14 protein-coding genes and 1 pseudogene are annotated in these 23041 nt (G+C 32.9%); 10 read left to right on the forward strand and 5 right to left on the reverse strand.

The genetic code is table 11. The features are described 5' to 3' along the window. The first annotated feature begins 262 nt into the window (after nucleotides 1-262). The 4 genes from GM3709_RS12975 to ruvX all read left to right on the forward strand — a co-directional run bounded on the left by GM3709_RS12975 (nucleotide 263) and on the right by ruvX (nucleotide 8361). Nucleotides 263-2734: an EAL domain-containing protein gene (locus tag GM3709_RS12975; protein ID WP_066119956.1), complete on the forward strand. Its 2472-nt coding sequence runs from the start codon at nucleotides 263-265 to the stop codon at nucleotides 2732-2734. A gap of 143 nt (nucleotides 2735-2877) precedes the next feature. Next, nucleotides 2878-5463, forward strand: coding sequence for an EAL domain-containing protein (locus tag GM3709_RS12980; RefSeq protein ID WP_066119958.1), 2586 nt, complete (start codon nucleotides 2878-2880; stop codon nucleotides 5461-5463). 324 nt (nucleotides 5464-5787) lie between these two features. After that, complete coding sequence (locus GM3709_RS12985; protein ID WP_066119960.1) at nucleotides 5788-7914, forward strand: EAL domain-containing protein; 2127 nt, start codon at nucleotides 5788-5790, stop codon at nucleotides 7912-7914. 24 nt (nucleotides 7915-7938) lie between these two features. After that, nucleotides 7939-8361, forward strand: coding sequence for a Holliday junction resolvase RuvX (ruvX, locus tag GM3709_RS12990; RefSeq protein ID WP_066119962.1), 423 nt, complete (start codon nucleotides 7939-7941; stop codon nucleotides 8359-8361). 171 nt (nucleotides 8362-8532) lie between these two features. On the opposite strand, the gene GM3709_RS12995 is transcribed toward ruvX, so the two are convergent. After that, the gene (locus GM3709_RS12995; protein WP_066119964.1) at nucleotides 8533-9060 is read right to left on the reverse strand and encodes a PadR family transcriptional regulator; all 528 of its coding nucleotides are present in this window, start codon (nucleotides 9058-9060) and stop codon (nucleotides 8533-8535) included. A 108-nt stretch (nucleotides 9061-9168) separates the two neighbouring features. On the opposite strand from GM3709_RS12995, the gene GM3709_RS13000 reads away from it, so the two are divergent. The 3 genes from GM3709_RS13000 to GM3709_RS13010 all read left to right on the forward strand — a co-directional run bounded on the left by GM3709_RS13000 (nucleotide 9169) and on the right by GM3709_RS13010 (nucleotide 14384). Continuing rightward, nucleotides 9169-10713, forward strand: a complete 1545-nt coding sequence (locus GM3709_RS13000) for an efflux RND transporter periplasmic adaptor subunit (RefSeq protein WP_082713002.1) — start codon at nucleotides 9169-9171, stop codon at nucleotides 10711-10713. 58 nt (nucleotides 10714-10771) lie between these two features. Continuing rightward, nucleotides 10772-13894, forward strand: coding sequence for an efflux RND transporter permease subunit (locus GM3709_RS13005; RefSeq protein ID WP_066119966.1), 3123 nt, complete (start codon nucleotides 10772-10774; stop codon nucleotides 13892-13894). A gap of 313 nt (nucleotides 13895-14207) precedes the next feature. Continuing rightward, nucleotides 14208-14384 (forward strand): (2Fe-2S)-binding protein, encoded by a 177-nt coding sequence (locus GM3709_RS13010; protein ID WP_066119969.1) that lies wholly within the window; start codon nucleotides 14208-14210, stop codon nucleotides 14382-14384. Between the two features lie 106 nt (nucleotides 14385-14490). Here the strand turns inward: GM3709_RS13010 and GM3709_RS13015 are convergent, their stop codons facing one another. Next, a complete protein-coding gene (locus GM3709_RS13015) occupies nucleotides 14491-15732 on the reverse strand; it encodes an LL-diaminopimelate aminotransferase (RefSeq protein WP_066119971.1) in 1242 nt (413 codons plus the stop codon). A 495-nt stretch (nucleotides 15733-16227) separates the two neighbouring features. Then, nucleotides 16228-16362 carry a hypothetical protein gene (locus tag GM3709_RS13020; RefSeq protein ID WP_066119974.1) on the reverse strand — a complete coding sequence of 45 codons (135 nt, stop codon included), beginning with the start codon at nucleotides 16360-16362 and terminating at the stop codon, nucleotides 16228-16230. An 82-nt stretch (nucleotides 16363-16444) separates the two neighbouring features. Between GM3709_RS13020 and GM3709_RS13025 the strand changes: the two genes are divergently transcribed. Further along, entirely contained in the window at nucleotides 16445-18271 is a 1827-nt protein-coding gene (locus GM3709_RS13025; RefSeq protein WP_066119976.1) for a bifunctional serine/threonine-protein kinase/formylglycine-generating enzyme family protein, read from the forward strand. A 105-nt stretch (nucleotides 18272-18376) separates the two neighbouring features. Further along, nucleotides 18377-19534 (forward strand): annotated as a pseudogene (locus GM3709_RS19240) (IS630 family transposase). A 117-nt stretch (nucleotides 19535-19651) separates the two neighbouring features. On the opposite strand, the gene GM3709_RS13040 reads toward GM3709_RS19240, so the two are convergent. After that, on the reverse strand, nucleotides 19652-20359 hold the full coding sequence (locus tag GM3709_RS13040; protein ID WP_066119979.1) for a hypothetical protein: 708 nt from the start codon (nucleotides 20357-20359) through the stop codon (nucleotides 19652-19654). A gap of 332 nt (nucleotides 20360-20691) precedes the next feature. Between GM3709_RS13040 and GM3709_RS13045 the strand changes: the two genes are divergently transcribed. Then, entirely contained in the window at nucleotides 20692-21174 is a 483-nt protein-coding gene (locus GM3709_RS13045; RefSeq protein ID WP_066119980.1) for a DUF4079 domain-containing protein, read from the forward strand. 519 nt (nucleotides 21175-21693) lie between these two features. On the opposite strand, the gene GM3709_RS13050 is transcribed toward GM3709_RS13045, so the two are convergent. Beyond that, nucleotides 21694-22845: a tetratricopeptide repeat protein gene (locus GM3709_RS13050; RefSeq protein WP_066119982.1), complete on the reverse strand. Its 1152-nt coding sequence runs from the start codon at nucleotides 22843-22845 to the stop codon at nucleotides 21694-21696. Between the last annotated feature and the right edge of the window lie 196 nt (nucleotides 22846-23041).

The raw sequence follows: 23041 nt of genomic DNA on the forward strand, positions 1-23041 counted from the left end.
TAAAATATCTTTAAATAAGAGAATATAAGGATTATTTTTTCCCAAAATGGCAATTACTGTTTAAACGCTTTGGACACAAACTATAAATTTTAGCAACAGTACTAAATAAATTTTTCTAATAAATTATCAATTATTCACGATTAATTATTAACTCTCACATCCTAACTAATTTATAATAGGGAAAGGTGGTAAAGCGTGAAAATAAATGATTAACGAATATTAATATTTATTGCGTTATATTAATTATTGTGGGTAAAATTACATGAGTGAAGTACAGGAATTTCGTCACATTTTAGTCATTGAAGATCGTAAGGGTAGAAGAATTGTTTCCCTTGAAGAAAGTAACTATACATTAGGTCGAGATTCTCATAATCCGATTATCCTTTATGATTATCAGGTTTCTCGTACTCACGCAACCTTAATTCGCAAAATGGATGATGAAACTGATGGTTTTTCTTATCGTATTATTGACGGTGATTTACAAGGAAAACGAAGTACTAACGGTATCTTGATTAATGGACATTCCAGTATCTCTCATGAGTTGAAGCATGGTGACAGTATTCGTTTTGCTAATGAGGCTAAAGCTAGTTACTATATTATTTCTACGGATTCTGGTATCGATTTATTTAATCCCGATGGACTCGATCGAATTAGCGCATCTCGTGTTACTCTAACGAGTCAGTCTAGCGAAACGATGATTAATAAACAACAAGAATCTAGTAATACCGAAGATCAACAAGAGTTAATTCGTCTGGCTTCTTTTCCTGAATTAAGTCCTAATCCAATTGTTGAGTTAGATTGGGATGGTAATATTACTTATCTGAATCCGGCCGCTAGTCTTAAATTCGATACGATTTACGATGATAAATTAGAACATCCTATTCTCGCAGGATTATTGACAGAATACAATAATCGACAAGGTAATTTATTCTTACGGGAAGTTAAAATTGGTGCAGAAGTATTTGAGCAATATGTTCATTATCTTTCGGAAAAAAAGCTAATTAGATGCTATATTTTTGATTTTACCAAAAGAAAACAAGCTGAAGCTCAATTACGGGAAAGTGAAGTTCGTTATCGTGCGATCGCAAGACAAACTTCCGAAGGAATTTTCTTAGCCTATGCTAGTAACAAAAGAATTATCGAAGCCAATGATACTTATTTGAGCCTATTAGGTTATTCTACCGAGGAGATTACCAATTTAACACTATACAATGTTATTGCTAGTGATTTAAGTATTTTTAACCAAGATTTGGTTCATGTTTTAGAAAATAAAGAAGATTTTACTAAACAATATTTACATCGTTGTCAAGATGGTTCTTTAATCAATTTAGAATCCAGTATTAGTGTAATTAGCTATCAAAATAAAGATATTTTTTGCTTTGTGGTAAGAAATGCTACTAATTCAGAAAATGTTAATTATTCTAACGATCAAGTTTTTCATGATTATACTACTCATCTTCCTAATCAAAAGTTATTTCATGAACAATTAAGTGTGGCGATCGCTAACGCTGAAAGGTATCAATATTTAATGGCAATTATAGTTACAGAAATTGAAAATTTTGCCGAATTTAAACAACAAAATAATCAGAGTATTGTTGATCAGTTAATCAAAAATTTTGCTCAAACATTACAGTCTTGCTTACGCATAGGCGATTTAGTCGCAAGATGGGATGAAAATAAATTTATGATATTATTTCCTCGTATCAAAGGACCAAAAGATCCCGCAAAAATTGCGAAAAAAATATCTTCTACCTTAGAACAATTTTTACAAGAATCTTCGAGTAATACCAAATTAGATTTGAATTTAAGTTTAGTTATTTATCCTATTGATGGGGATGAAATTTCTTTGTTAATAAAAAATAGTTTACTTTCTCTTGAGTCTAAAAATAACAATAATAATGTGAACTATAGTGTCACGGGATTTAATATTAGTCCCAAAACAGCTAGTTTATTAAAATTAGAAAATTTGATCGGTAGTGCTATTAAAGAACAACAATTCTTCTTGTGTTATCAACCTCAAATTAACACCCTAACAGGACAATTAACAGGCTTAGAAGCTTTGTTGCGTTGGGATCATCCTGAATTAGGCAAAGTTACTCCCCGTCACTTTTTACGATTGACGGAAGAAACGGATTTTATGCTTCCTTTAGGAGTCTGGATTTTACAAACCGCTACTTTGCAAATGCTTTCATGGACAAAAGAAAATATACAACCTCTGCCCATCGGTGTTAATATTTCCGCTAGACAGTTTTCCCAACCTAATTTTGTCGAAACGATCGAAAAAGCCTTACAACAATCTGGTTTATCACCTCAGTTTTTAGAGTTAGAAATTACAGAAAATTGTTTTCTACAAAACCCTGAATTAGCCTATGAAATATTGTCTCATTTATCGAATTTAAAAGTGAGATTATGCTTTGATAACTTCGGTTCAGGTAATTCAGCTTTAATACATTTACAAAAAGTTTCTTTTGATACCATAAAAATTAGCCCTAGTGTAATAAATCAATTAGAAGAGAATATTAAATATAAAGCCTTAATTCAATGTATGGCAGTATTGTGTGAAGGTTATGGAAGCAGATTAGTTGCAGTCGGTATCGAGAAACTGGAACAAATGGAGTTACTAAGAAATTTAGGTTGTACACAAATTCAAGGTAATTTATTTAGCCGTCCTCTACCAGCAAAGGATGCCACTGTTTTTCTTCATAAAGTAGAACATACTATAACAGTAGTATAAAAAAGTAAAAAGTTATTCTCTAACATTCATTTACGATCTTGACAAGTATAATTGATTTTTATTTTTTGAAGATGTTTAATTAGAAAAAGAGAATACAGAATAATAAATTATTAACTATCGATTACACCTATTAATTATTAACTATGAATAGTGACTATCTCAAAACAACTTTTAGTAAAGATTTACAGCCAATCACCCATGTTTTAGTTTTGGAAGATGAAAATTCAAGACAGACTATTATTTTAGACGAACCGAATTATTCCATTGGAAGAGATCCCAGAAATAAAATTTCGTTAGCCTCTAAAAAAGTTTCTCGATTTCACGCCACATTATTGCGCAGAACTGATACAAAAAATCGCACTTTTTCCTATTGGCTTTTAGATGGAGATTTACAAGGTAATCGCAGTACCAATGGTATTTTTATTAATGAAAAAAGGTGTTTAGTACAAGAATTAAAACATGAGGATGTTATTCGTTTTGGGTTAGAAATTCAAGCCAGTTATTATGTTCTTAACAATATTAGTGATTTAGCTTTATTACAATCAGGTGATTTTCATCAACAATCCCCTGAATCAGAAAGTACGATTCAACCAGCAAAATCTAATCCTCACAGTATGATACCTAAACAGACATTAGTGATTTCTGAACCCAATATTATGGAATCAATGGAGTCAGAAAATACTGCTACCTTTAGTCGAAATTCTGATGGAGGGAAAAATTCTGAGATTACTAAATTAGCGTCTTTTCCAGAGTTAAGTCCCAATCCTATAATTGAAATGGACTGGGAGGGAAATATTACTTATCTTAATCCGTCGGCAGTAAATAAATTTCCTGAACTCAAAACTAATCCCTCTACAGAAAATCATCCTCTTTTAGTCGGTTTAATCAAAAATATTGAAAATCATGGTAATAATAATAAATTATTTGTTCGAGAAGTTACTATAAAAGACCAAGTTTTTGAACAGTATATTCACTATTTATCAGAAAAAAAACTAATCAGAAGTTATGTTTTTGATTTCACTAAACGCAAAGTTTTAGAAACTCAATTAAAAGAAAGTGAGCAAAGATATAAGGCTTTTATTAGTCAAACAAAGGAAGGGATTTTTTTAGTAGATGCTAGTAGCAAAAAAATCTTAGAAGCTAACAATGCTTTAGCGGATTTATTAGGCTATGGTTTAGATGAAATTTATTCTTTGAAATTATATGATTTAATTGATCTTAGTACCAGTGTTTTAGATGAACAAATAGAGTTTATTTTAAAGTCGAAAAAAGATAAAAATCTTGTTAAACATTTTGAATATAAAAGCAAAAATAAATTATTAGTAGAATTAGAATGTAACATAACTTGGATTAGTTATGGTGATCAAACTATACTTTCTTTTGCCGTACGTCCTGCTAATAAAAATATTCATCAGGGAACTTTTATTCAGGAACAAGGGTTATACGATTTAGAAACAGGGTTGCCGAATCGACAGCTATTTATGGAGCAATTTAATACTGCGATCGCTAATAGTCGTCGGATAAATGGTTTACTATGTATAATTTTCCTAGAGTTAGAAATTTTAGAAGATACTAAAGAAAATTTGGGTTATACTCTCAAATCAAGTATTTTAGATGGTTTTGCGAAACGGTTAAGAGCATCATTACGATCGGGTGATACCGTAGCACATTGGGAATCGTCCCATTTTGTCTGTCTTTTACCCCAAGTAAGAAATATTAAGGATGTGGGTAGGGTAAGTTATCGAATGTTAGAGTCCTTAAAACCACCTTTTTTTATTGATAATCACAAAATCCATATTAAAACCAGTATGGGTATTGCCATTAAAGATGAAGAACCTCTAACCTCAGAAATGTTACTTAATCAATCTCAAACAGCTTTATTTAAGAGTAAAGAATCTGGGAGTAATAACTATAAGTTTTTTGATCCAAAAATTCAAGTAGAAGTTGAACGTTTATTAAGATTAGAAAAACTATTGTCTCATGCTTTGATACGCAATGAATTTTCTTTGGTTTATCAACCTCAAGTAACTATTGAAAAAGAGCAAATTACTGGACTAGAAGCCTTAATTCGATGGGATCATCCAGATTTAGGAAAAGTTACCCCTGATCAATTTATTCCCTTAGCGGAAGAAACAGGATTAATTGTATCTATCGGACAATGGGTAATTGAAACTGCTTGTACTCAAAGAAATTTATGGCAACAGGATAAATTAAAAAATCAACCTATTTGTATTAATATTTCTACGCAACAGTTTCAACAACCTAATTTTGTGGGAATGATCAAAAATATTTTACATAAAACCTCTCTCAATGCTAATTTATTAGAGTTAGAAATCACTGAAAAAACCATTGCCTCTGATGTGGAATTGGCAACAAAAACGCTGAAAGAATTAGATCAATTAGGAGTCAGAATTTCCTTAGATGATTTTGGTAGTGATACTGTGGCTTTAGGTTACTTAAAACAATTCCATTTTTCTACTTTAAAAATCGATCGACCTGTGGTAAAAAATTTTAATGCGGATAATCATGATAAAGCCCTTATTAGTGCTATGATTTCGATCGCTAAAAGTTTTAATTTACGGATTGTGGCTGAAGGAGTAGAAATAAAATCAGAAGTAGAAGAACTATCTAAATTGGGATGTCAAGAAATACAAGGTAATTGGTTAACTTCTCCTTTAACAGCAGAAGATATGACGAAATTTCTGTTAGACTTTAGCTATGATCTTTGATTTTCTGAAAGCATAATAATTAACAATGTTCTATTATCCACTCCTAATTAGGGTCTGCTGAATAAATATAAAAACTGTATTTGAGCAAAATCAGCGAAAAAAATGTCAAAATCGATCGATATTTTGCAAAACTTTCAAAACAGCACTTCTTATACTGAGGAAAACGCCATTTCGGAAATTATCTCAAAAATATTCGATCGTACTCAGAATTAGGATTTAATCTAGTTTTGGAAGATGTTTACTAATTAACTGATTATTTATTACTTGCCTTCTCCAACTAATTTACTTTTTAGCAAACCCTAATTATGTTGATTTTTACCCTTAATGAGCAGCTTAGATCATCAAAAAAATCATCTTTTACACTTATTTCCTGATAATCCCTCAGAACAAATGATACTTTCTTTAACAGAGAGTATTTATTCCATTGGTCGTCATTCTGACAGTAGTATAAAATTAAATTCATCCTCCGTTTCAAGACATCATGCCACTTTAATTAGAAAAGATTTAGATGACAATGAAAATATATATATCTTAATTGATGGAGATTTAAAAGGTAAAAGAAGTCAAAATGGTATTTTAGTTAACGGAAAAAAAACTATACATCATTTACTACAAGATGGTGACGTAATCATATTTGGTGATAATCAGCATAAAGCTATTTACAAACAAGAAAATGTTTTACCCGTCAATTTTTCTTCTTCTGATTTAGTTGAACAAAAATCGATTAATAATCTTAAATTATCTAGTAATTTTAGTAGAGAAAAGTTACAAGATACTCTAGTTATTTCTGAAGAAAATTTACAGGAAAATTTAACTCATAAAGATATTAATAGGTTAGCTTCTTTTCCAGAACTATCACCTAATCCTATTATTGAATTTGATTTTGATGGAAAAATAACTTATACAAATCCTGCAGCTAATTTATGTTTTAAAGACTTATTAACTAAAAAGAATATTTCCAGTCCTTTAATTGCTGGTTTACATAATAAACCAAATCAAAGTAATGGAGGATTAATCATCAGAGAAATAAAAATTCAAGATAAATATTTTGAGCAATATATTCATTATTTATCAAGAGAAAATGTTATTAGAACTTATATTTTTGATATAACAGAAAGAAAAAACTCTGAAGAAAAACTTAAATACCAAGCCTTTCACGATACTTTAACAGGCATTCCTAATCGAGATTTTTTTTATTGGAAATTAGCACGATTACTCAAAAAAAGAAAGCAAAATCAACAAAAATTAGCTATTTTATTTATTGACATCGATCGATTTAAAAACATTAACGACACATTAAATCATACAACAGGAGATAAATTATTAGAAAGTTTTTCCCATCGTTTAATTTCCTGTTTGCCATCCCATTGTTTTTTATCCCGTTGGGGAGGGGATGAATTCACCTTAATTGTACCCTTAGATGACGATTTACCTAGTTCTAAAAATATTGCTGAAATTATTATTAAAAGTCTCAAAAATCCTTTTTTAATTAAAAAATATACTATTTACGTCACCTGTAGCATTGGAATTGCTACTTATCCCGAAGATGGTTTAGACGAAAAACATTTAATAAAAAATGCCGACATTGCTTTATTTAGAGCTAAACAAATGGGCAAAAATAATTTTAAATTTTACACAACTAAATTAAGTCAAGAACAAATGCTATTATTTGAGTTAGAAAATAGCTTATATAATGCTTTACAAAATCAAGAATTATTTTTAAATTTTCAACCCCAATTCAATTTAAAATATAACACGATGTCAGGGGTAGAAGTTTTATTAAGATGGCAACACCCCACTTTAGGTATGGTTTCTCCCGCCAAATTTATACCCTTAGCAGAAGAAACAGGATTAATTATTCCTATAGGAGAATGGGTATTAGAAAAAGCCTGTATTTTAGGGAAACAATGGCAAGATTTAGGCTATTCACCGTTAGTAATTGCAGTTAATGTTTCAGCTAAACAATTTCAACAAGAAAGTTTTATTGATCAAGTCAAAAATGTTTTAAACAAAACTCAATTTAATCCTGAATATTTAGAGATAGAAATTACCGAAACTATTTTAATGCAAGATGTAGAAAAAACAGAGTTAATTATTAAAGAGTTATCTGATTTAGGAGTCAAATTTTCTTTAGACGATTTTGGCACAGGTTATTCTTCTCTTAGTTATCTTAAAAAATTTCCTTTTCATACCATTAAAATAGATCAATCTTTTGTGAGAGATTTAGAGATAAATCAACAAGATCAAGCCTTAGTTACTGCTGTCATTACTTTAGCTAAAGGTTATCGTATGAAAGTAGTTGCAGAAGGAGTAGAAACAGAAAATCAAAAATTATTATTAAAAAATCTTAACTGTGATATAATTCAAGGCTGGTTAGTAAGTAAGCCTTTAAAACAAGGAGATTTTGCAACTTTGTTGACTCGATATAACAAAAAAATCAGCCAAGTTTAAAAATTATTTCTGAGAAAAATTTTCATGGAAAGATTAGCGGTATTAGGATTAGATATTGGTTTAAAAAGAGTTGGAGTCGCCGGTTGTGATGGTTTAGGATTGTTAGCTACTGAGTTAACTACTGTTTATCGTACTTCTTTTGAAAATGATGTGGAAGCCTTCCGTAAATTAGTAATGGAAAGACAAGCAACATTATTAGTGATCGGTATTCCTTATACCATGAATGGGGAAATTGGTTTTCAGGCTAAACAAGTGGTAAAATATGCCAAAAGACTCGGTAAAGCCCTACAATTACCTTTAGAATTTGTGGACGAGAGACTTACTTCTGTAGAGGCAGAAGAACAATTGAAAAGTAGTAAAAAATATTCTTCCCGTGATAAAGGTTCGATCGATCGACGGGCTGCGGCCATTATCCTACAACAATGGTTAGATGCAAGAGGACAATGAAGAGAGGACAATGAAGATAGGTTTTAGGTTGATTTTCCCATGACTCTCATCAATCAATTAGCTAAATTAATCTGAATCAAATCAATTATTACGCATTTCTTCTCAATTCTTTACCTAATAACTAACACCTAACATCTTATCATTACCAATAAATTTTATAGTTCACTGAGGTTAAACAGATTTGTTTTTAGCCATTGCAACTTGAATATTTAACCATTTTATTTCATCTTCGATCGCCCAACGACATCTACGCCAAGCCTCTAACTGATAAGGATCACGATCATCAGAAACAATATTTAATTCCTTTTCTTTATTTTCTAATTGCAACTGACAAATAATTAAACGATGTTGTAATAGTTTTAGCCTTTCTTGGGGTTCTAAATAAGTGAAAAAGAAAAACTTAATCATAAAACGAGAACGGGCATTCACCCAACTTTCTTGAGGATGTTCTAACATTTTTTCTTTCCATTTCAGAACACCTTTTTTCGTAATACTGTAGATTTTCCGAGTAATAATACTATCTTCCTGTTCAGTTAATACTTTGATTAGTTCCCTTTCTTCTAAGCGTCTTAAAAGAGGATAAATTGCACCATAGTTAACACTGATACATCCACTCATAAATAATTCCATTTGTTGTTTGAGTCGATACCCGTGCAGTGGTTCTTTTTGCAATAGTCCTAAAGTCGCTAATTCTAACATAAGATTTTTGTCAATTTATATCAAATTGATATATAATTCTGATATTGTAAAACTTAAATATACTATCAGAATGTTGCTGTTATAAAAATTAACCTCAGTGTAACTAATATGACTAATCCTAACTCTCCTCCGACCTGTGAGGAATCGAATATTGAGCAAGAAAAATTACAGGTTACTCCCTCTAGCCATGAAACTACTCAACAATCTTCTTCCCGTTGGCGAATAGTTTTAATTTTTTTATTTGTGGCTTTAGTAGCTGGTGGTGGGGGTAAATTGTGGTTAGCCAGTAACAATAAGGAAAAGAATGCTCCTTCTAATGCGATGACAGCAGGACAACCTCAAGCCTTACCTGTAAAGTTAGAAACTTTAAGTAGTCAATCTTTAGAAGATAGTACCACGGTGATAGGTACTTTAGATGCTCCAAGAGCGGTAACAGTTAAGTCGGAAATTAGTGGAAGGGTAAACCAAATTTTAGTCAGTGAAGGGGGAAGAGTTCAAGCAGGGGAAGTGATTTTGACGGTAGAAAGTGATGAGTTACAAGCCGAATTGTTTCAAGCAAAGGCTCAACTTCAGAATGCTCAAGCTCGTTTATCTCAACTTAAAACGGGAAGTCGTACTGAAGATATTGCTGAGGCAAAAGCACAATTAAATCAATCGATCGCACGATTAAATAATGCCAAAGAAGGTGCTATTCCCGAAGAAATTGCCCAAGCTAAAGCTCAAGTGGAATCAGCAAAAGCAGAGTTAGATTTAGCACAGGAAAGAATTAAAAGGTATCGTAATTTAGAGCAAGAGGGAGCGATTTCTCAAGATCAATTTGATGAGCGACTAAAAACAGAACGTCAGGCGATGGCCGCTCTTACTGAGGCACAACGTCGTTTATCAGCCTTAAGTAAAGGAAGACAAGCAGATCTTAATGAGTTAGAAGCAGAAGTAGAACAAGCTAGACAAAACTTAAAACGTTTAGAAAATGGAGCAAGAATAGAAGAAATTGCCCAAGCAGAAGCAGATGTCGCCGAATCAATGGCACTGATAAGAACGATCGATGTGAAAATCAAAAAAACAGAGATTGTTGCCCCTTTTACGGGAATTATTGGAGATATACCTATCAAACTTGGTGATTATGTGGAATCTGGAGATGAATTAACCACCATTACGGAAAATAATGTTTTAGAGGTTGATCTTTCCGTTCCTTTAGAACAGGCGAAAGAACTACAGTTAGGCTTACCTGTCGTAATTTTAGATGGTGAAGGGGAAGCAGTTACATCAGGTAAAATTAGTTTTATTTCTCCGAATGTGACGGCAAATAGTCAATTAGTTTTAGCTAAAGCTACCCTTGAAAATGGTTCAACCAATTTGTTTAACAGAGGCTCAGTCCAAGCAAAAATTATATGGGATCAACGTCAAGGGATTTTAATTCCTTCTGCCGCAGTGTCTCGTCTAGGTGGAAAAACTTTTGTCTTTGTTGCCGAATCGGCGGAGAATTCCACACCAGACAAACCCCAATTAATAGCAAAACAGAAATTAGTCACTCTTGGTACTCTTCAAGGTAATAACTATCAAGTTTTGAAAGGTTTACAAGTAGGAGAACAAATCATAACCGCAGGTATTTTAAACCTCAGTGATGAAGCTCCTGTTATGCCGTTAAAGTAGGAGTCTCCCATATCCTGTCTCCTGTCTCCTATATCCTAACTCCTATCTCCTCAAAACTATGTTTGTTGATTTTTTTATTAAACGTCCTGTTTTTTCCACTGTTTGCTCTCTGATTATCCTCTTAGTAGGCATAATTAGTATTTTTATCTTACCAGTCGATCGATTTCCTGATATTAGTCCCACCCAAATTCAGATCACCGCTAATTATAATGGGGCTAATGCAGAAGTAGTGGAAAATACTGTTACCAATATTTTAGAAAGACAAATTAATGGTATAGAAGGATTAAAATACTTGTCTTCCAGTAGCAGTAATGATGGCACTAGCAGTATTACCGCCACCTTTGAATCTTCACGGGATAAAGATTTAGCCGCCGTTGATGTACAAAATCAAGTTTCGATCGTGGAATCACAATTACCAGAAGTAGTACAAAGATCTGGGGTAACGGTAAGTAAACAATCGAATAATCTTTTGATGGGGTTTGGCTTATTTAGCGAAAATGAGGAATACGACAATTTATTTTTAAGTAATTATGCCGATCGTTATCTGGTGGATGCCTTAAAAAGAATTGAAGGAGTAGGTAATGTTAGGGTATTCGGTGAACGACGTTATGCCATGCGTTTATGGCTCGATCCTAGTCGTCTTGCTAGTCGAGGTTTAACTACTGGGGATATATCTGAAGCCTTGAGGGAACAAAATATCCAAGTAGGAGCAGGTAAAATTGGGGCAGAACCGGCGATCGAAGGACAAGAATATCAAATAGATTTAAGAGCCATTAGTCAATTAACTTATCCTGAAGAATTTGAAAATTTAATTCTGAAAACTGATGAAAATGGGGGGATAATTCGCTTTAAAGATGTTGGTAGAGTAGAATTAGGATCTCAAGATTACGGTTCTTTTTTACGTTTTAGAGGTATAGAAGCCGTTGGAATTGGTATTTATCAACTACCCGGATCTAATGCGTTACAAGTTGGGAAAAATGTTAAAGCCGAAATGGTTAGATTATCAACGGAATTTCCCAAGGGAATCGAAGCAAGATTGGCTTTTGATACCACCGCATTTATTGAAGAGTCATTGAAAGAGGTGATAATGAACCTTTTCGTTTCTATTGGTTTAGTGGTTTTAATTATTCTGGTTTTTTTGCAAGATTGGCGTACAACTTTAATTCCCTCTCTCACTATTCCCCTGTCTTTAATCGGTACTTTTGCCTTCGTTAAAGCCTTCGGTTTTTCTATCAATACCTTAACCCTTTTTGGCTTAACCCTTGGAACGGGGATCGTGGTAGATGATGCGATCGTCGTTGTGGAACAAATTCACCGTTATATCCAAGATAAAGATATGGAAGCCGATGAAGCCTCTAGTGTGTCTATGAAACAGTTATTTGGAGCGGTTATTGCAACTTCTTTGGTATTGATGGCGGTATTTATTCCCGTGGCTTTTTTCCCCGGTACAACGGGTGCTTTATATCGTCAATTTGCTCTGACGATCGCCTTTTCTATTCTCATTTCAACTTTTTTGGCATTAACTTTAACTCCTTCCCTATGTGCTTTATTACTCAGAAAAGGACAGCATCCCCCTGCATGGTTAGCACCGATTTTTAATACTTTTAATATTTTTCTGGATTGGGTAACGGAAAAATACGAACGATCGTTAATCTTTTTAACTCGATTTAAACTCTTTATTATTGGAATTTTTATCGTTTTAATTGCTTTTACGGGTTGGTTATATGTAAGAGTTCCTACTTCTTTTTTACCAGAAGAAGATCAAGGCTATTTTATTACTATTGTTCAAGGGCCAGAAGGAGTTTCTTTGCAATATACCAGTGATGTCATGGCAAAAGTAGAAGAGGAAATTCTCAAAATGCCTGAAGTTAGGGCAACCTTTGCCATCGGTGGTTTTTCTTTTGGTGGGAGTACTCCTAATCAGGGAGTTATCTTTGCTCCTCTTAAACCTTGGGAAGAACGAAATACTCCTGATCAAAGCGTTCAAGCCATTATCGGTAAATTGTACGGCAAATTTGCCACCATTCCTGAAGCCAGAGTTATCCCTATTAATCCTCCTGCTATTCAAGGTTTAGGCACTTTTGGCGGTTTTACTTTTAAAATGCAAGATCGTAGAATTAACCCTGATCTTAACTCTATGGTTGAGGTAATGGGACAATTTTTAGGACAAGCCAATCAAACTGAAGGTTTACAAGCCGTTTTTACCCAATTTGCCGCTAATAGTCCTCAATTACTAATAGAAGTAAATCGTGATCGAGCCAAACTTTTAGAAGTAGATTTAGAGGATATTTTTAGAACTCTTGAAACTGCTTTAGGAGGAGAATATATAAATGATTTCACTATGCAACAACGCACCTATCGAGTTTATTTACAAGCAGATCAAAAATTTCGATCGAATCCCGAAGATATTAATAATCTGTATGTGCGATCGGATAATAATGAAATGATACCCTTATCTAATTTAGTGACAGTGACTCCCACAACAGGAGCGCAAAGCATAGATCACTATAACTTATTCCGTGCGATCGATATTAACGGTTCAGCGGCTCCCGGTTTCACTTCAGGACAAGCAATTACAACTGTCGGAAATCTAAATAAACAAATTTTACCAGTCGGTTTTGGTTATGAGTGGACAGGTATATCTTTAGAAGAAATCAGTGCAGGAGGTTTGGCGATCGTTATTTTCAGTTTAGGATTATTATTTGTATTCCTAGTTTTAGCCGCTCAGTATGAAAATTATATTGATCCTTTAATCATTATGTTAGCCGTTCCTTTAGCCATATTAGGCGCATTGTTAGCACAAATGTTGAGAGGTTTTCCAAATGATGTTTATTGTCAAATTGGGTTAGTTATGTTAATTGGATTAGCAAGTAAAAACTCCATTTTAATTGTGGAATTTGCCAACCAATTAAGGGAAGAAGGATTACCCATTGTAAAAGCAGTAATTGAGGCATCAAAACAAAGATTAAAATCAATTTTAATGACGGCTATTTCTAACTTAGTCGGTACTTTACCTTTGCTTATTGCCACAGGTGCGGGGGCTGGAAGCCGACAATCTTTAGGAACGACGGTTTTCGGCGGAATGTTAATTGCTACTTTTTTAAGTCTATTTGTTGTACCCATTTTATATATGGTAATAAAAATAGGAACAGAGAAAATTTTTATCCAAAAACAATACTAGAATTAAATAAAATTTGTTGAATAATAGATGGATTAACTTTTGAGAATTTTATCATGCTGTAAATGAACTCACACAATGGCTAGTTAAAAACATCAATAAATCTTATTAAGTAACTTGAAATATAGTTACTTTTAAAACAACTTTTCAGGTACGAAAACCTAAGTTAGAGTACTTTATAACGGTGAGAAATGCTATATCCTTTTTCAATGTTTACCTAAAACTAAAAATAATTTGACAATAATCTCCCAATAATGATAATATTTTGCAATAATAATAAATATCAACTTAAAATAAGTAAGATAAATAGAGATATATGTACGTTTGTATTTGCAAAGGTATAACAGAGAGAGATATTCACAAAGCCGTAGAACAGGGTATTTCTTCCTTAGAAAAACTCTCTGAAGTGACTTCTGTTTCTAAAGATTGTGGGTGTTGTACAGATTATGCTTGTAAAGTTTTACGGGAAGCAATGAAATCTCAAAAAATATAATTAGGGTATAAAAGACAGAAATATAGAAATTTGATTATAGGGTGTTATATTATCCCCATTTCTCTTTTCTTGATGTTAACTTCTCTCTCTTATCCCATATCAGTTGTTAGGAAGAAAATTTCATCGTTGTAGTAATGCGTTTCATAGCTTCTAGCACATTTTCTCTACTGTTAAAAGCACTAAGACGAAAATAACCCTCTCCTGCCGCACCAAAACCAGATCCGGGTGTACCTACAACATTGACGTTGTGTAATAATTTATCAAAGAAATCCCAACTAGATAAACCATCAGGGGTTTTTACCCACACATAGGGAGCATTAACCCCACCATAAACGGTTAATCCTGCTTTCGTCAATTCTTCTCGAATGATATTGGCATTTTCTAAGTAAAATTTGACTAATTGTGCAATTTGTGCTTGGCCTTCTTCCGAATAAACAGCTTCTGCACCTCTTTGTACAATGTAGGAAACTCCGTTAAATTTCGTTGATTGACGGCGATTCCAGAGTTTCCATAATTCTACTTCTGAACCATCACTGGCTTTTCCTGTTAAATTTTTAGGTACCACTGTTAAAGCACAACGAGTTCCTGTAAATCCCGCATTTTTAGAGAAAGAGCGAAATTCGATCGCACAATCTTTAGCACCTTCAATTTCATAAATGGAGTGAGGTAAACTAGGATCAGTGATAAAGGCTTCATAGGCGGCATCAAACAAAATAATTGCTTCATGTTTTTTTGCATACTCTACCCAAGACTGTAAATATTCTTTCGTGGCGATCGCACCTGTGGGATTGTTAGGAAAACAAAGATAGATTAAATCAACGGCTTGTGTGGGTATCTGGGCAATAAAATCATTTTCTGCACTGATGGGAAGATAAACTAAACCCTCATACTCTCCCTTTTCATTAGCGTCTCCTGTATGTCCTGCCATAACGTTAGTATCCACATAAACGGGATAAACAGGGTCTGTTACTGCAATTTTATTGTTTTTGCCAAAAATGTCCAGTATATTACCTGTATCGCACTTAGAACCATCGGAGATAAAGATTTCATCGGCGGATATATCACAGCCACGACTCTGAAAATCATGTTGAGCAATTTTCTCTCTTAGCCAATTATAACCCTGTTCTGGCCCATATCCTTTAAAAGTATTTCGATCACCCATGTCTGCAATAGCTTTAACCATAGCATCTTGACAGGCTTGAGGTAAAGGTTCAGTAACATCACCAATACCTAAACGAATAATGTTCGCGTTAGGGTTTTCTTGGGCAAAAGTATTGACACGTCTTGCGATTTCTGGGAATAAATAACCAGCTTTTAATTTTAAGTAATTATCGTTAATTCTCGCCATTATGAATATATGTAAAGATTATCTATATTAGTTTATCATTATCTGAGATTTGGCGTTGCAGATGTCTTATTAAAAGATTTAGATGCTGGTACTTTATTAGAGGATAAGGTTTATGATAGCGACGAACGGCAAATTAATAAACTTTAAAAAAGGCATAACTGCTGTAATACCTCCGAACAATAACAGAAAAGAGCAACGATAATATGATAAATACCTTATATCAACTACGGTAATTTTCCACTTGTCTTGTCTTTATCATTTTCTTGATGTCGAACTAAGGTTAATTCATGTTAACAGATTCATATTCAATATGTCTTCTTAAAACTTGTAAATTATCTTCATAAAAAAGTTGATTAGTTATAGCAATAAAAAATAAAATTATCTTTCGTTGTTTATTTTTATTTAATTTATAAAAATATTTTATTTGAATTTATGAGATTTTAATTATAAAGTGAAACTATTTTACTTAATTCTGAAAAATTGATTATCAGTTAATTATTGTTCATCGTCTATTATTAATCCACTACCTTCACAGAAAACACAAGTTTCTTCTCTTTGAATTTCTCCAGTGCAATCTCTAATTTCAATGTACCCTTTTCCATCGCAATGGATGCAAGTTTGATTTTCCATTATTAACTTTTTTATGTTATTTGATTCATCTATGCTAAATTCTATTATTATTTGATTAGTGGTAAAAAAAGTTTTTATATAAATGAGTAATTGGAAAAAAGGATTAAAACTAAATAATGGTCAATACGTTATTGAGTCTATTTTATTAAGAAGTGGTACAGGATTTTATTATCGAGCAAAAGATACCAGTAATTCACAATTAGTAACAATAAAAGCTACTAATATATTCTGGTCATCCCATGAAGATAAAAAGAATTTTGAAGAAAAGTTAATTAAACAGGCACAATTAATCGCTAATAAATGTTCTAGTCCTAATATTATCAAACTTTATCCTGAAGTTTTCCTCGAAAATAATCGTGCTTACATGATAATGGATTATCTTGAGGGAATGGATTTGGCTACTTATGTCGATCGAAAAGGTAAATTGTCCACTGATTCTGCATTAAAATTAATTACTAAAATTGGATCTGCTTTAAACATCCTTCATCAAAATAGGTGTATTCATCAAGACATTAAGCCACAAAATATCATCATTGATCAGAATACAGAAGAGCCAATACTAACAGATTACGGATTAGCCGTCAAATTATTTGCTTTAGCACCAAGAAAAACCCAAAATATGGACTCTTTTAGTCCACCAGAACAGTCTGCTAATAATAACACTAAACCAGCTACAGATATTTATTCTTTATCTGCTATACTTTATGTTTTAGTAACAGGACAATTACCTACTCCTGCAAATTTCAGAAGTTATAGAGATTTAATTCCACCCCAACAATATAACCCAGAATTGAGCGATCGATTTAATCAAGCTATCATTCAGGGAATGGAATTAGACATAGAAAAACGCCCTCAAAATTTAAGAGATTGGTTTCAACTATTTAAGGAAAATCAACCCGATAATTCACCGAATATTCCGAATAAAACCCTCACCGCAGAAATGAGGGAAAAAATACTTTCCGCAGTGGTAGATAATGACGAAACCATTGTACAAAAAATATCTCCTATTAATGCACCACCCACCATTATTAAACCTAAAACTAACTATCCGAATATCGAAACCTTTGAGTTTGAGACAATTTCGATCGAACCAGAGAAAAAATTATTTGGTTTAATGTCAAGTCTTAAGAAAAATACTATCACCAAAAACGGACAATTTTTTGTGGAATATCTGGGAGAAGGAGTTAACCTTGATATGGTATTCATTCCGTCAGGATCATTTATGATGGGATCAAATAATAACGAAGTTGGTAGAGATAAAGATGAAAACCCTGTACATTTAGTTAATCTAAATTCTTTTTATATCAGTAAATATCCCATTACCCAATTACAATGGCGTACAATATCATCATTCCCCAAAGCAGGCCGCCCCGTCAAGAATAATCCTTCAGCTTTTAAAGGGGATAACTTACCAGTAGAAAAAGTATCATGGTTAGACGCTCAAGAATTTTGTAAACGCCTAACTAAATATACGAATAGAAACTATAGATTACCAACAGAATCAGAATGGGAATATGCTTGTCGTGGTAACACTAAGTCAGCATTTTTCTTTGGAGATACTATTGCCCCTGACATTGTCAACTATGATGGAAGAAATGATCATAAAAAAGGAAAATTCGACAAAAAAACAACCCCTGTAGATAGTTTTTATCCTAACCCCTTCGGTTTATACGATGTTCATGGTAATGTCTGGGAATGGTGCGAAGATCACTATACTAATAATTATGTCCATACACCGAAAGATGGTTCAGCCTATAATGCAACTATGAGTAATCAACCGAGGGTTGTTAGAGGGGGTTCGTGGTCTTTATCTTCGCAATATTGTCGTAGTGCAAAAAGAAGTAGTTATGCCGCCGATTCCAATTACAATTTTATCGGTTTTAGGGTTGTGTGTGTGATTGATAATTAGGGATTGGGAGTTGAGAGTTAAAGTAAAGTATTAAATTGAATAAGCTAAGACGCATTGATTTGGTATATAATTTAAGTCAGAAAAGATAAAACTTAGGTGTGATTTATGCCTTCTAAAAATTTTTTGTCAGAGGAAGAAAGAAAGTATCTACAAGATGCTTTAAAAATAGAAAAGAGATCGGAAGTCAGGGAAAGAATTTTAATATTTTTATTAGAGAATGATGGTAAAAATTATCAAGAAATAGCAGTTTTTTTGGGTTGTTCCCCCAAAACGGTGGCTTACTGGGCAGTTCATGGTAATCCTAATAATGTAGATTCATTGCAAGATAAAAGAAGAAAAGGAAACCAAACAAAAGCAACGGATAAATATATTGAAAGATTATTAGAAGTAGTTGATAAAAATCCTGAAGATTTTGGATATGATTTTGGTCGATGGACGGGGCAAAGATTATCAGAACATTTGGAAAAAGAAACAGGAATTAAATTAAGCAAATCACAAGTAGTGAGGATATTAAAAAGAAAAAAGTATAGTTATATTTGGGGAAAATATAGTTTAGAAGACAAACAAAATCAAGAACAAAGAAAAGCATTTAAAGAAAAATTAGAACATTACATAGAAATAGGTAAAGAGAATCCTGAGTTAGTTCAAGTATGGTTTTGGGATGGGGCGTTTAAAGTGGCGAACTAAATTCGCCACACAGCCCCTCATGAATGTGGTTTTAGTTTAAGGGTGATAAGAAGAAAAACATGGACGAAAAAAGGAAAAAGAAAAAAGGTGAAGGGAGAAAGAAGAAGAGGAAGAGTAAATATCATGGGAGGAATAAGATATTCGGATAAAAAAAGAAGATGTTTTGTAATAAAAAAAGGTGATTCAGAAACGTTTTGTGAACAATTAAAAAAGTTATGGGAAGAAATAAAAAATGAATGGGTAAGTAAGGGAAATGATGAAAAAGATTTTAAAGAATGTGGTCCGAAAATAATCATAATATTAGACAACGCAAGTTTCCATAAAAAAAAGGAAATAGTAGAAAAAATAGAAAAAAATCTACCGAATATAAGACTAGAATATTTACCGGTATATAGTCCAGATTATAACTTAATAGAATTAGTGTGGCATTCGGCAAAGGAATATATAGCTTATAGAAACTTTGAAAATAAAGAACAGCTAGAAAAAACAGTAAATTACTTATTAAATGAAGGAAGTTTAGTAATTAATTGGAGTAAAAAATTTAAGAATAAGGGTGAATTAATCAATGTAAGTTAAATGCGTCTTAGCTTACCTTTTATTTGTACAAATTTTTTGTGAGTAACGCCCCTTGTCTCTTGTTAATTGAATTAAAGTTTCTGACATCAAACTCAGGTAAAATCCCATTTCCAATTCCTATACTTTATCTTTCAGATTCAAAACTCTAATTTCTGGACATTGATTATTAAAACAAAGCCAATGACAGGCGAATAAATTAGGTTGTTGTACGTTAATCGATGCTATAGCAGGAGTGGCAGGAAAGGGCCATAATCGATCGAAAATAATATCTTGTTCTAACATCTTAAACTGTAATAAGTAAACAGAAGGTATCGCCTGAATCGACTTTAACAATTCACCACCAAGTTTTTGTAATGGAGAGTATAGTTGAGATGGGTAATCATAAGGCTGTTGATAGGAGTTAGGAATAACACCCTCTCCGATAATTTCTCCATAAATAAATTTTTCCCCGCTAAAAATAATCGGCAACCATAAATCACCTAACCATAAATTATCTTTACTGGTTTTATAACCAAAATGTTGTTGAACCCACTTTCTTCTTTTTTCTAAATCTCTACAAGCAAAATAGATATGTTGTGCTGGAAAATTAAACCACTCAGGCAATTTAATCGTTAAAGGAAAATAAATAATATCTTCATCTTGTTGTGATATGTTTAGAGATCTTGACCACAAATCCGCCGCACTGATTATTTTTACTTCATGAAACTTATTATCTTTCATTATACTATTTTTAAGTGCGATCGCCATTATTTCTGCTACAGGTGCAGTAGAACAAATTTTTCCACCATCGACTTGGGCATTCACAATAATAATAACTTTTGACATTCTCTGACTGGTGAAGTTATAAATTCTATTATCTCAGTTTTAGTGATTTATTGATATTGATTTATCTAATATGTATTGAAAAAGACTATTCCTGACAGTTTTGAATCAATTATGATTACTGTTTCCTATTCCCTCTCTTTACCGATGATTTTAGATCGAACTCAGGTAGTTTGTAAAGGATGAGAAAAAAATTCATTGGTTTATGTGCGGCAAAATAATATACAAGTTAGCCTAAGATTGAAAAGAAAGTTTACAACTTTTAATTATTTCTAAATTTAGAGAAATCTAGTATTTAGAATTATTATCTTAATACATTGTCGTCAAAAAAAATCATGAAAGAAACGATTAGAGAATTTTTACAACCCATAGCTGATATATTTTCTAGTTTTAATACTCCTGAATCGATCGTACATTGGGGACACCCTTTTTTTATGGGAATTGTTATTTTTGCCATGGGTAGTGCTGTTGGTATTACTGGTTGGCGTAGTAGGATTTCCGAAGATCAAGAATTAAAACAAACAAATAAAGGAAATCATCGTAAGATAGCTCCTTGGTTATTTCTATTTATTACTATGGGCTATAGTGGTGGAGTATTGTCGTTGATTATGCAAGGACAACCTATTTTTGAAAGTCCTCATTTTTGGACTGGTTCAACAGTTATCGGTTTATTAGGCTTAAATGGTTTAATCTCGATAACGGGTTTTGGTGGCAATAAAGAAGGTTTACGCACTGCTCATGCTTATCTCGGTAGTATTGCCTTAGTAATTATGTTTGTCCATGCACTTCTTGGCTTAAAGTTAGGACTGTCTATATAACCTCAGTTCGACAGAAGAAAAATGATGAAGACGAGACAAGTGAACAAGTGGAATGGGAAAAAATTCTCAATATTTGTATATTTTTGAGAGAATTTTATTCATTCACAAGAAATACAATCTACCTGTCTGCCTGTCAACGAGAGTCAATCATTACCTATTCTTATATCTAACTCAGGTTATACTCACATCTTGCACCAATACATAAAAACTAAATAAAAGGTGGCAGGTAGTCGGTGTCAGGTTTAATGATTTTTGACTATTTTGAGGGTTGAGGCAACAATTAAGAGTTTTTTTGCAGAATAGCTTAAAGTTAATTGTTTTTTCTTAACCTAAAACCTGCAACCTGAAACCGAAAACCTAAAAGCCGAGATGTTTTTCACTATGAGTGCAAGATCTCAGTTATATAAGTAATATTTTGATAAAGGCTTATAAGTAGGTTGGGTAAAACAAAATACAACCAGATAAATAAAAAAATTAGCAAATTAGGGTTTTTCAAACTTAACCCAACCTACCACAAAATTAGGTGTTTATTCTGGTTAAAGCGTTACGAGATAGAGTATGATTAGGATCGATCGAGAGACATTTTTGGTAACAGACGATCGCATCAGAAGTCAAGTTCAATTTTTCTGAGGCTAAACCCTTATGATACCAAGCAGACAAGAAATTAGGTTGAACACCTAAAACTCGATCCCAACTGATAATTGCTTCTTGCCATTTACCAAGACTATATAAAGCGTTACCCCGATTATTCCACGAGTAATAGTCGTTTACGTTGATAGCGATGGCTTGATCAAAACTATGAATTGCTTCTTCAAAACGATTCAAGTAAGCTAACGCACTTCCCCGATTATGCCATGCTTGAGTAAATTTACGATCGACACTCAACACTTGATCCCAAAATGCGATCGCTTCTTCTAAATCCCCTGTTTCGGCTTTCTCTAATCCTAAATTGAATAAATCGTTAATAGTTTCGGGAGAGGGGGATTCTTTGAAGGGTATAGATTCTAACTCCGTTTCTTGGACAATTTTTTCCATAATCATACCCGGATCAACCGTATTTATACCTAATTCCTTCGCTGTATTTTCCGCAAATTCGGGGTTATTTTGTAGTAAAGAAAGCACATCCCCCAAAGAACTGGCAGATTCCGTCAATTCAAGATCCTTATCCGGATCATTTTCTGTATCTTGATTTAAGCGCGATCGTAAGGACTCGACGATCGGATTATTTTGTCGGCGGTTTAATAATTCCGTACCAATTTCATAGGCTAAATCTCCCACAGGACGCAAAAAAGGCAAAGAAGCGGTGACTTCTCCTAAGATAATCATTCTAGCGGCAAAATGATAATGAGGTGCAGGGGAAGCCATTAACTGATTGCGATAGCGTTGTAACCAATCTAACCAAATTTCGACCGTAATTCGTGGGGTTAATTTTTCAAAAAATTGCTCAATCCGATTTTCTTGCCATCCATTAGCGACTCCTTGCAAAAGTTGATGAAAGAGGAATTCCAGATCACTGTCTTTGACAGATCCTAGCGATTTGTGGGATGATGTCTTTGTGTTACTTCCATTACCCTCGTTATCATGGTGATTTTCGTCTTCATCATTAAGGGGATCATAGGCTTGAATAGTAGCAGGAATTTGTTTAAGCCATTGTTTTAGTTTCTTGATCATTACTTTTGCGCATTAAAAGCTATTCCTAAATATATATTGTCAATTAAAATATTGTAAAAATTAATTTAAACTGTCATAACTGACTTAATCTTATCCTCAACTATCAATAGTGAATCAAAGATTTATTAATCAAACCTCAGTTCGACACAAAATTTATGGGTAAGGTTCAACAATGCACAATGAACAATGTACAATT

Source organism: Geminocystis sp. NIES-3709 (assembly GCF_001548115.1).
Taxonomy (GTDB): domain Bacteria; phylum Cyanobacteriota; class Cyanobacteriia; order Cyanobacteriales; family Cyanobacteriaceae; genus Geminocystis.

Coding starts and splice junctions, on each gene's coding strand:
- GM3709_RS12975 (WP_066119956.1), top strand. CDS start 263: ATGAGTGAAGTACAGGAATTTCGTCACATTTTAGTCATTGAAGATCGT.
- GM3709_RS12980 (WP_066119958.1), top strand. CDS start 2,878: ATGAATAGTGACTATCTCAAAACAACTTTTAGTAAAGATTTACAGCCA.
- GM3709_RS12985 (WP_066119960.1), top strand. CDS start 5,788: ATGAGCAGCTTAGATCATCAAAAAAATCATCTTTTACACTTATTTCCT.
- ruvX (WP_066119962.1), top strand. CDS start 7,939: ATGGAAAGATTAGCGGTATTAGGATTAGATATTGGTTTAAAAAGAGTT.
- GM3709_RS12995 (WP_066119964.1), bottom strand. CDS start 9,060: ATGTTAGAATTAGCGACTTTAGGACTATTGCAAAAAGAACCACTGCAC.
- GM3709_RS13000 (WP_082713002.1), top strand. CDS start 9,169: ATGACTAATCCTAACTCTCCTCCGACCTGTGAGGAATCGAATATTGAG.
- GM3709_RS13005 (WP_066119966.1), top strand. CDS start 10,772: ATGTTTGTTGATTTTTTTATTAAACGTCCTGTTTTTTCCACTGTTTGC.
- GM3709_RS13010 (WP_066119969.1), top strand. CDS start 14,208: ATGTACGTTTGTATTTGCAAAGGTATAACAGAGAGAGATATTCACAAA.
- GM3709_RS13015 (WP_066119971.1), bottom strand. CDS start 15,732: ATGGCGAGAATTAACGATAATTACTTAAAATTAAAAGCTGGTTATTTA.
- GM3709_RS13020 (WP_066119974.1), bottom strand. CDS start 16,362: ATGGAAAATCAAACTTGCATCCATTGCGATGGAAAAGGGTACATTGAA.
- GM3709_RS13025 (WP_066119976.1), top strand. CDS start 16,445: ATGAGTAATTGGAAAAAAGGATTAAAACTAAATAATGGTCAATACGTT.
- GM3709_RS13040 (WP_066119979.1), bottom strand. CDS start 20,359: ATGTCAAAAGTTATTATTATTGTGAATGCCCAAGTCGATGGTGGAAAA.
- GM3709_RS13045 (WP_066119980.1), top strand. CDS start 20,692: ATGAAAGAAACGATTAGAGAATTTTTACAACCCATAGCTGATATATTT.
- GM3709_RS13050 (WP_066119982.1), bottom strand. CDS start 22,845: ATGATCAAGAAACTAAAACAATGGCTTAAACAAATTCCTGCTACTATT.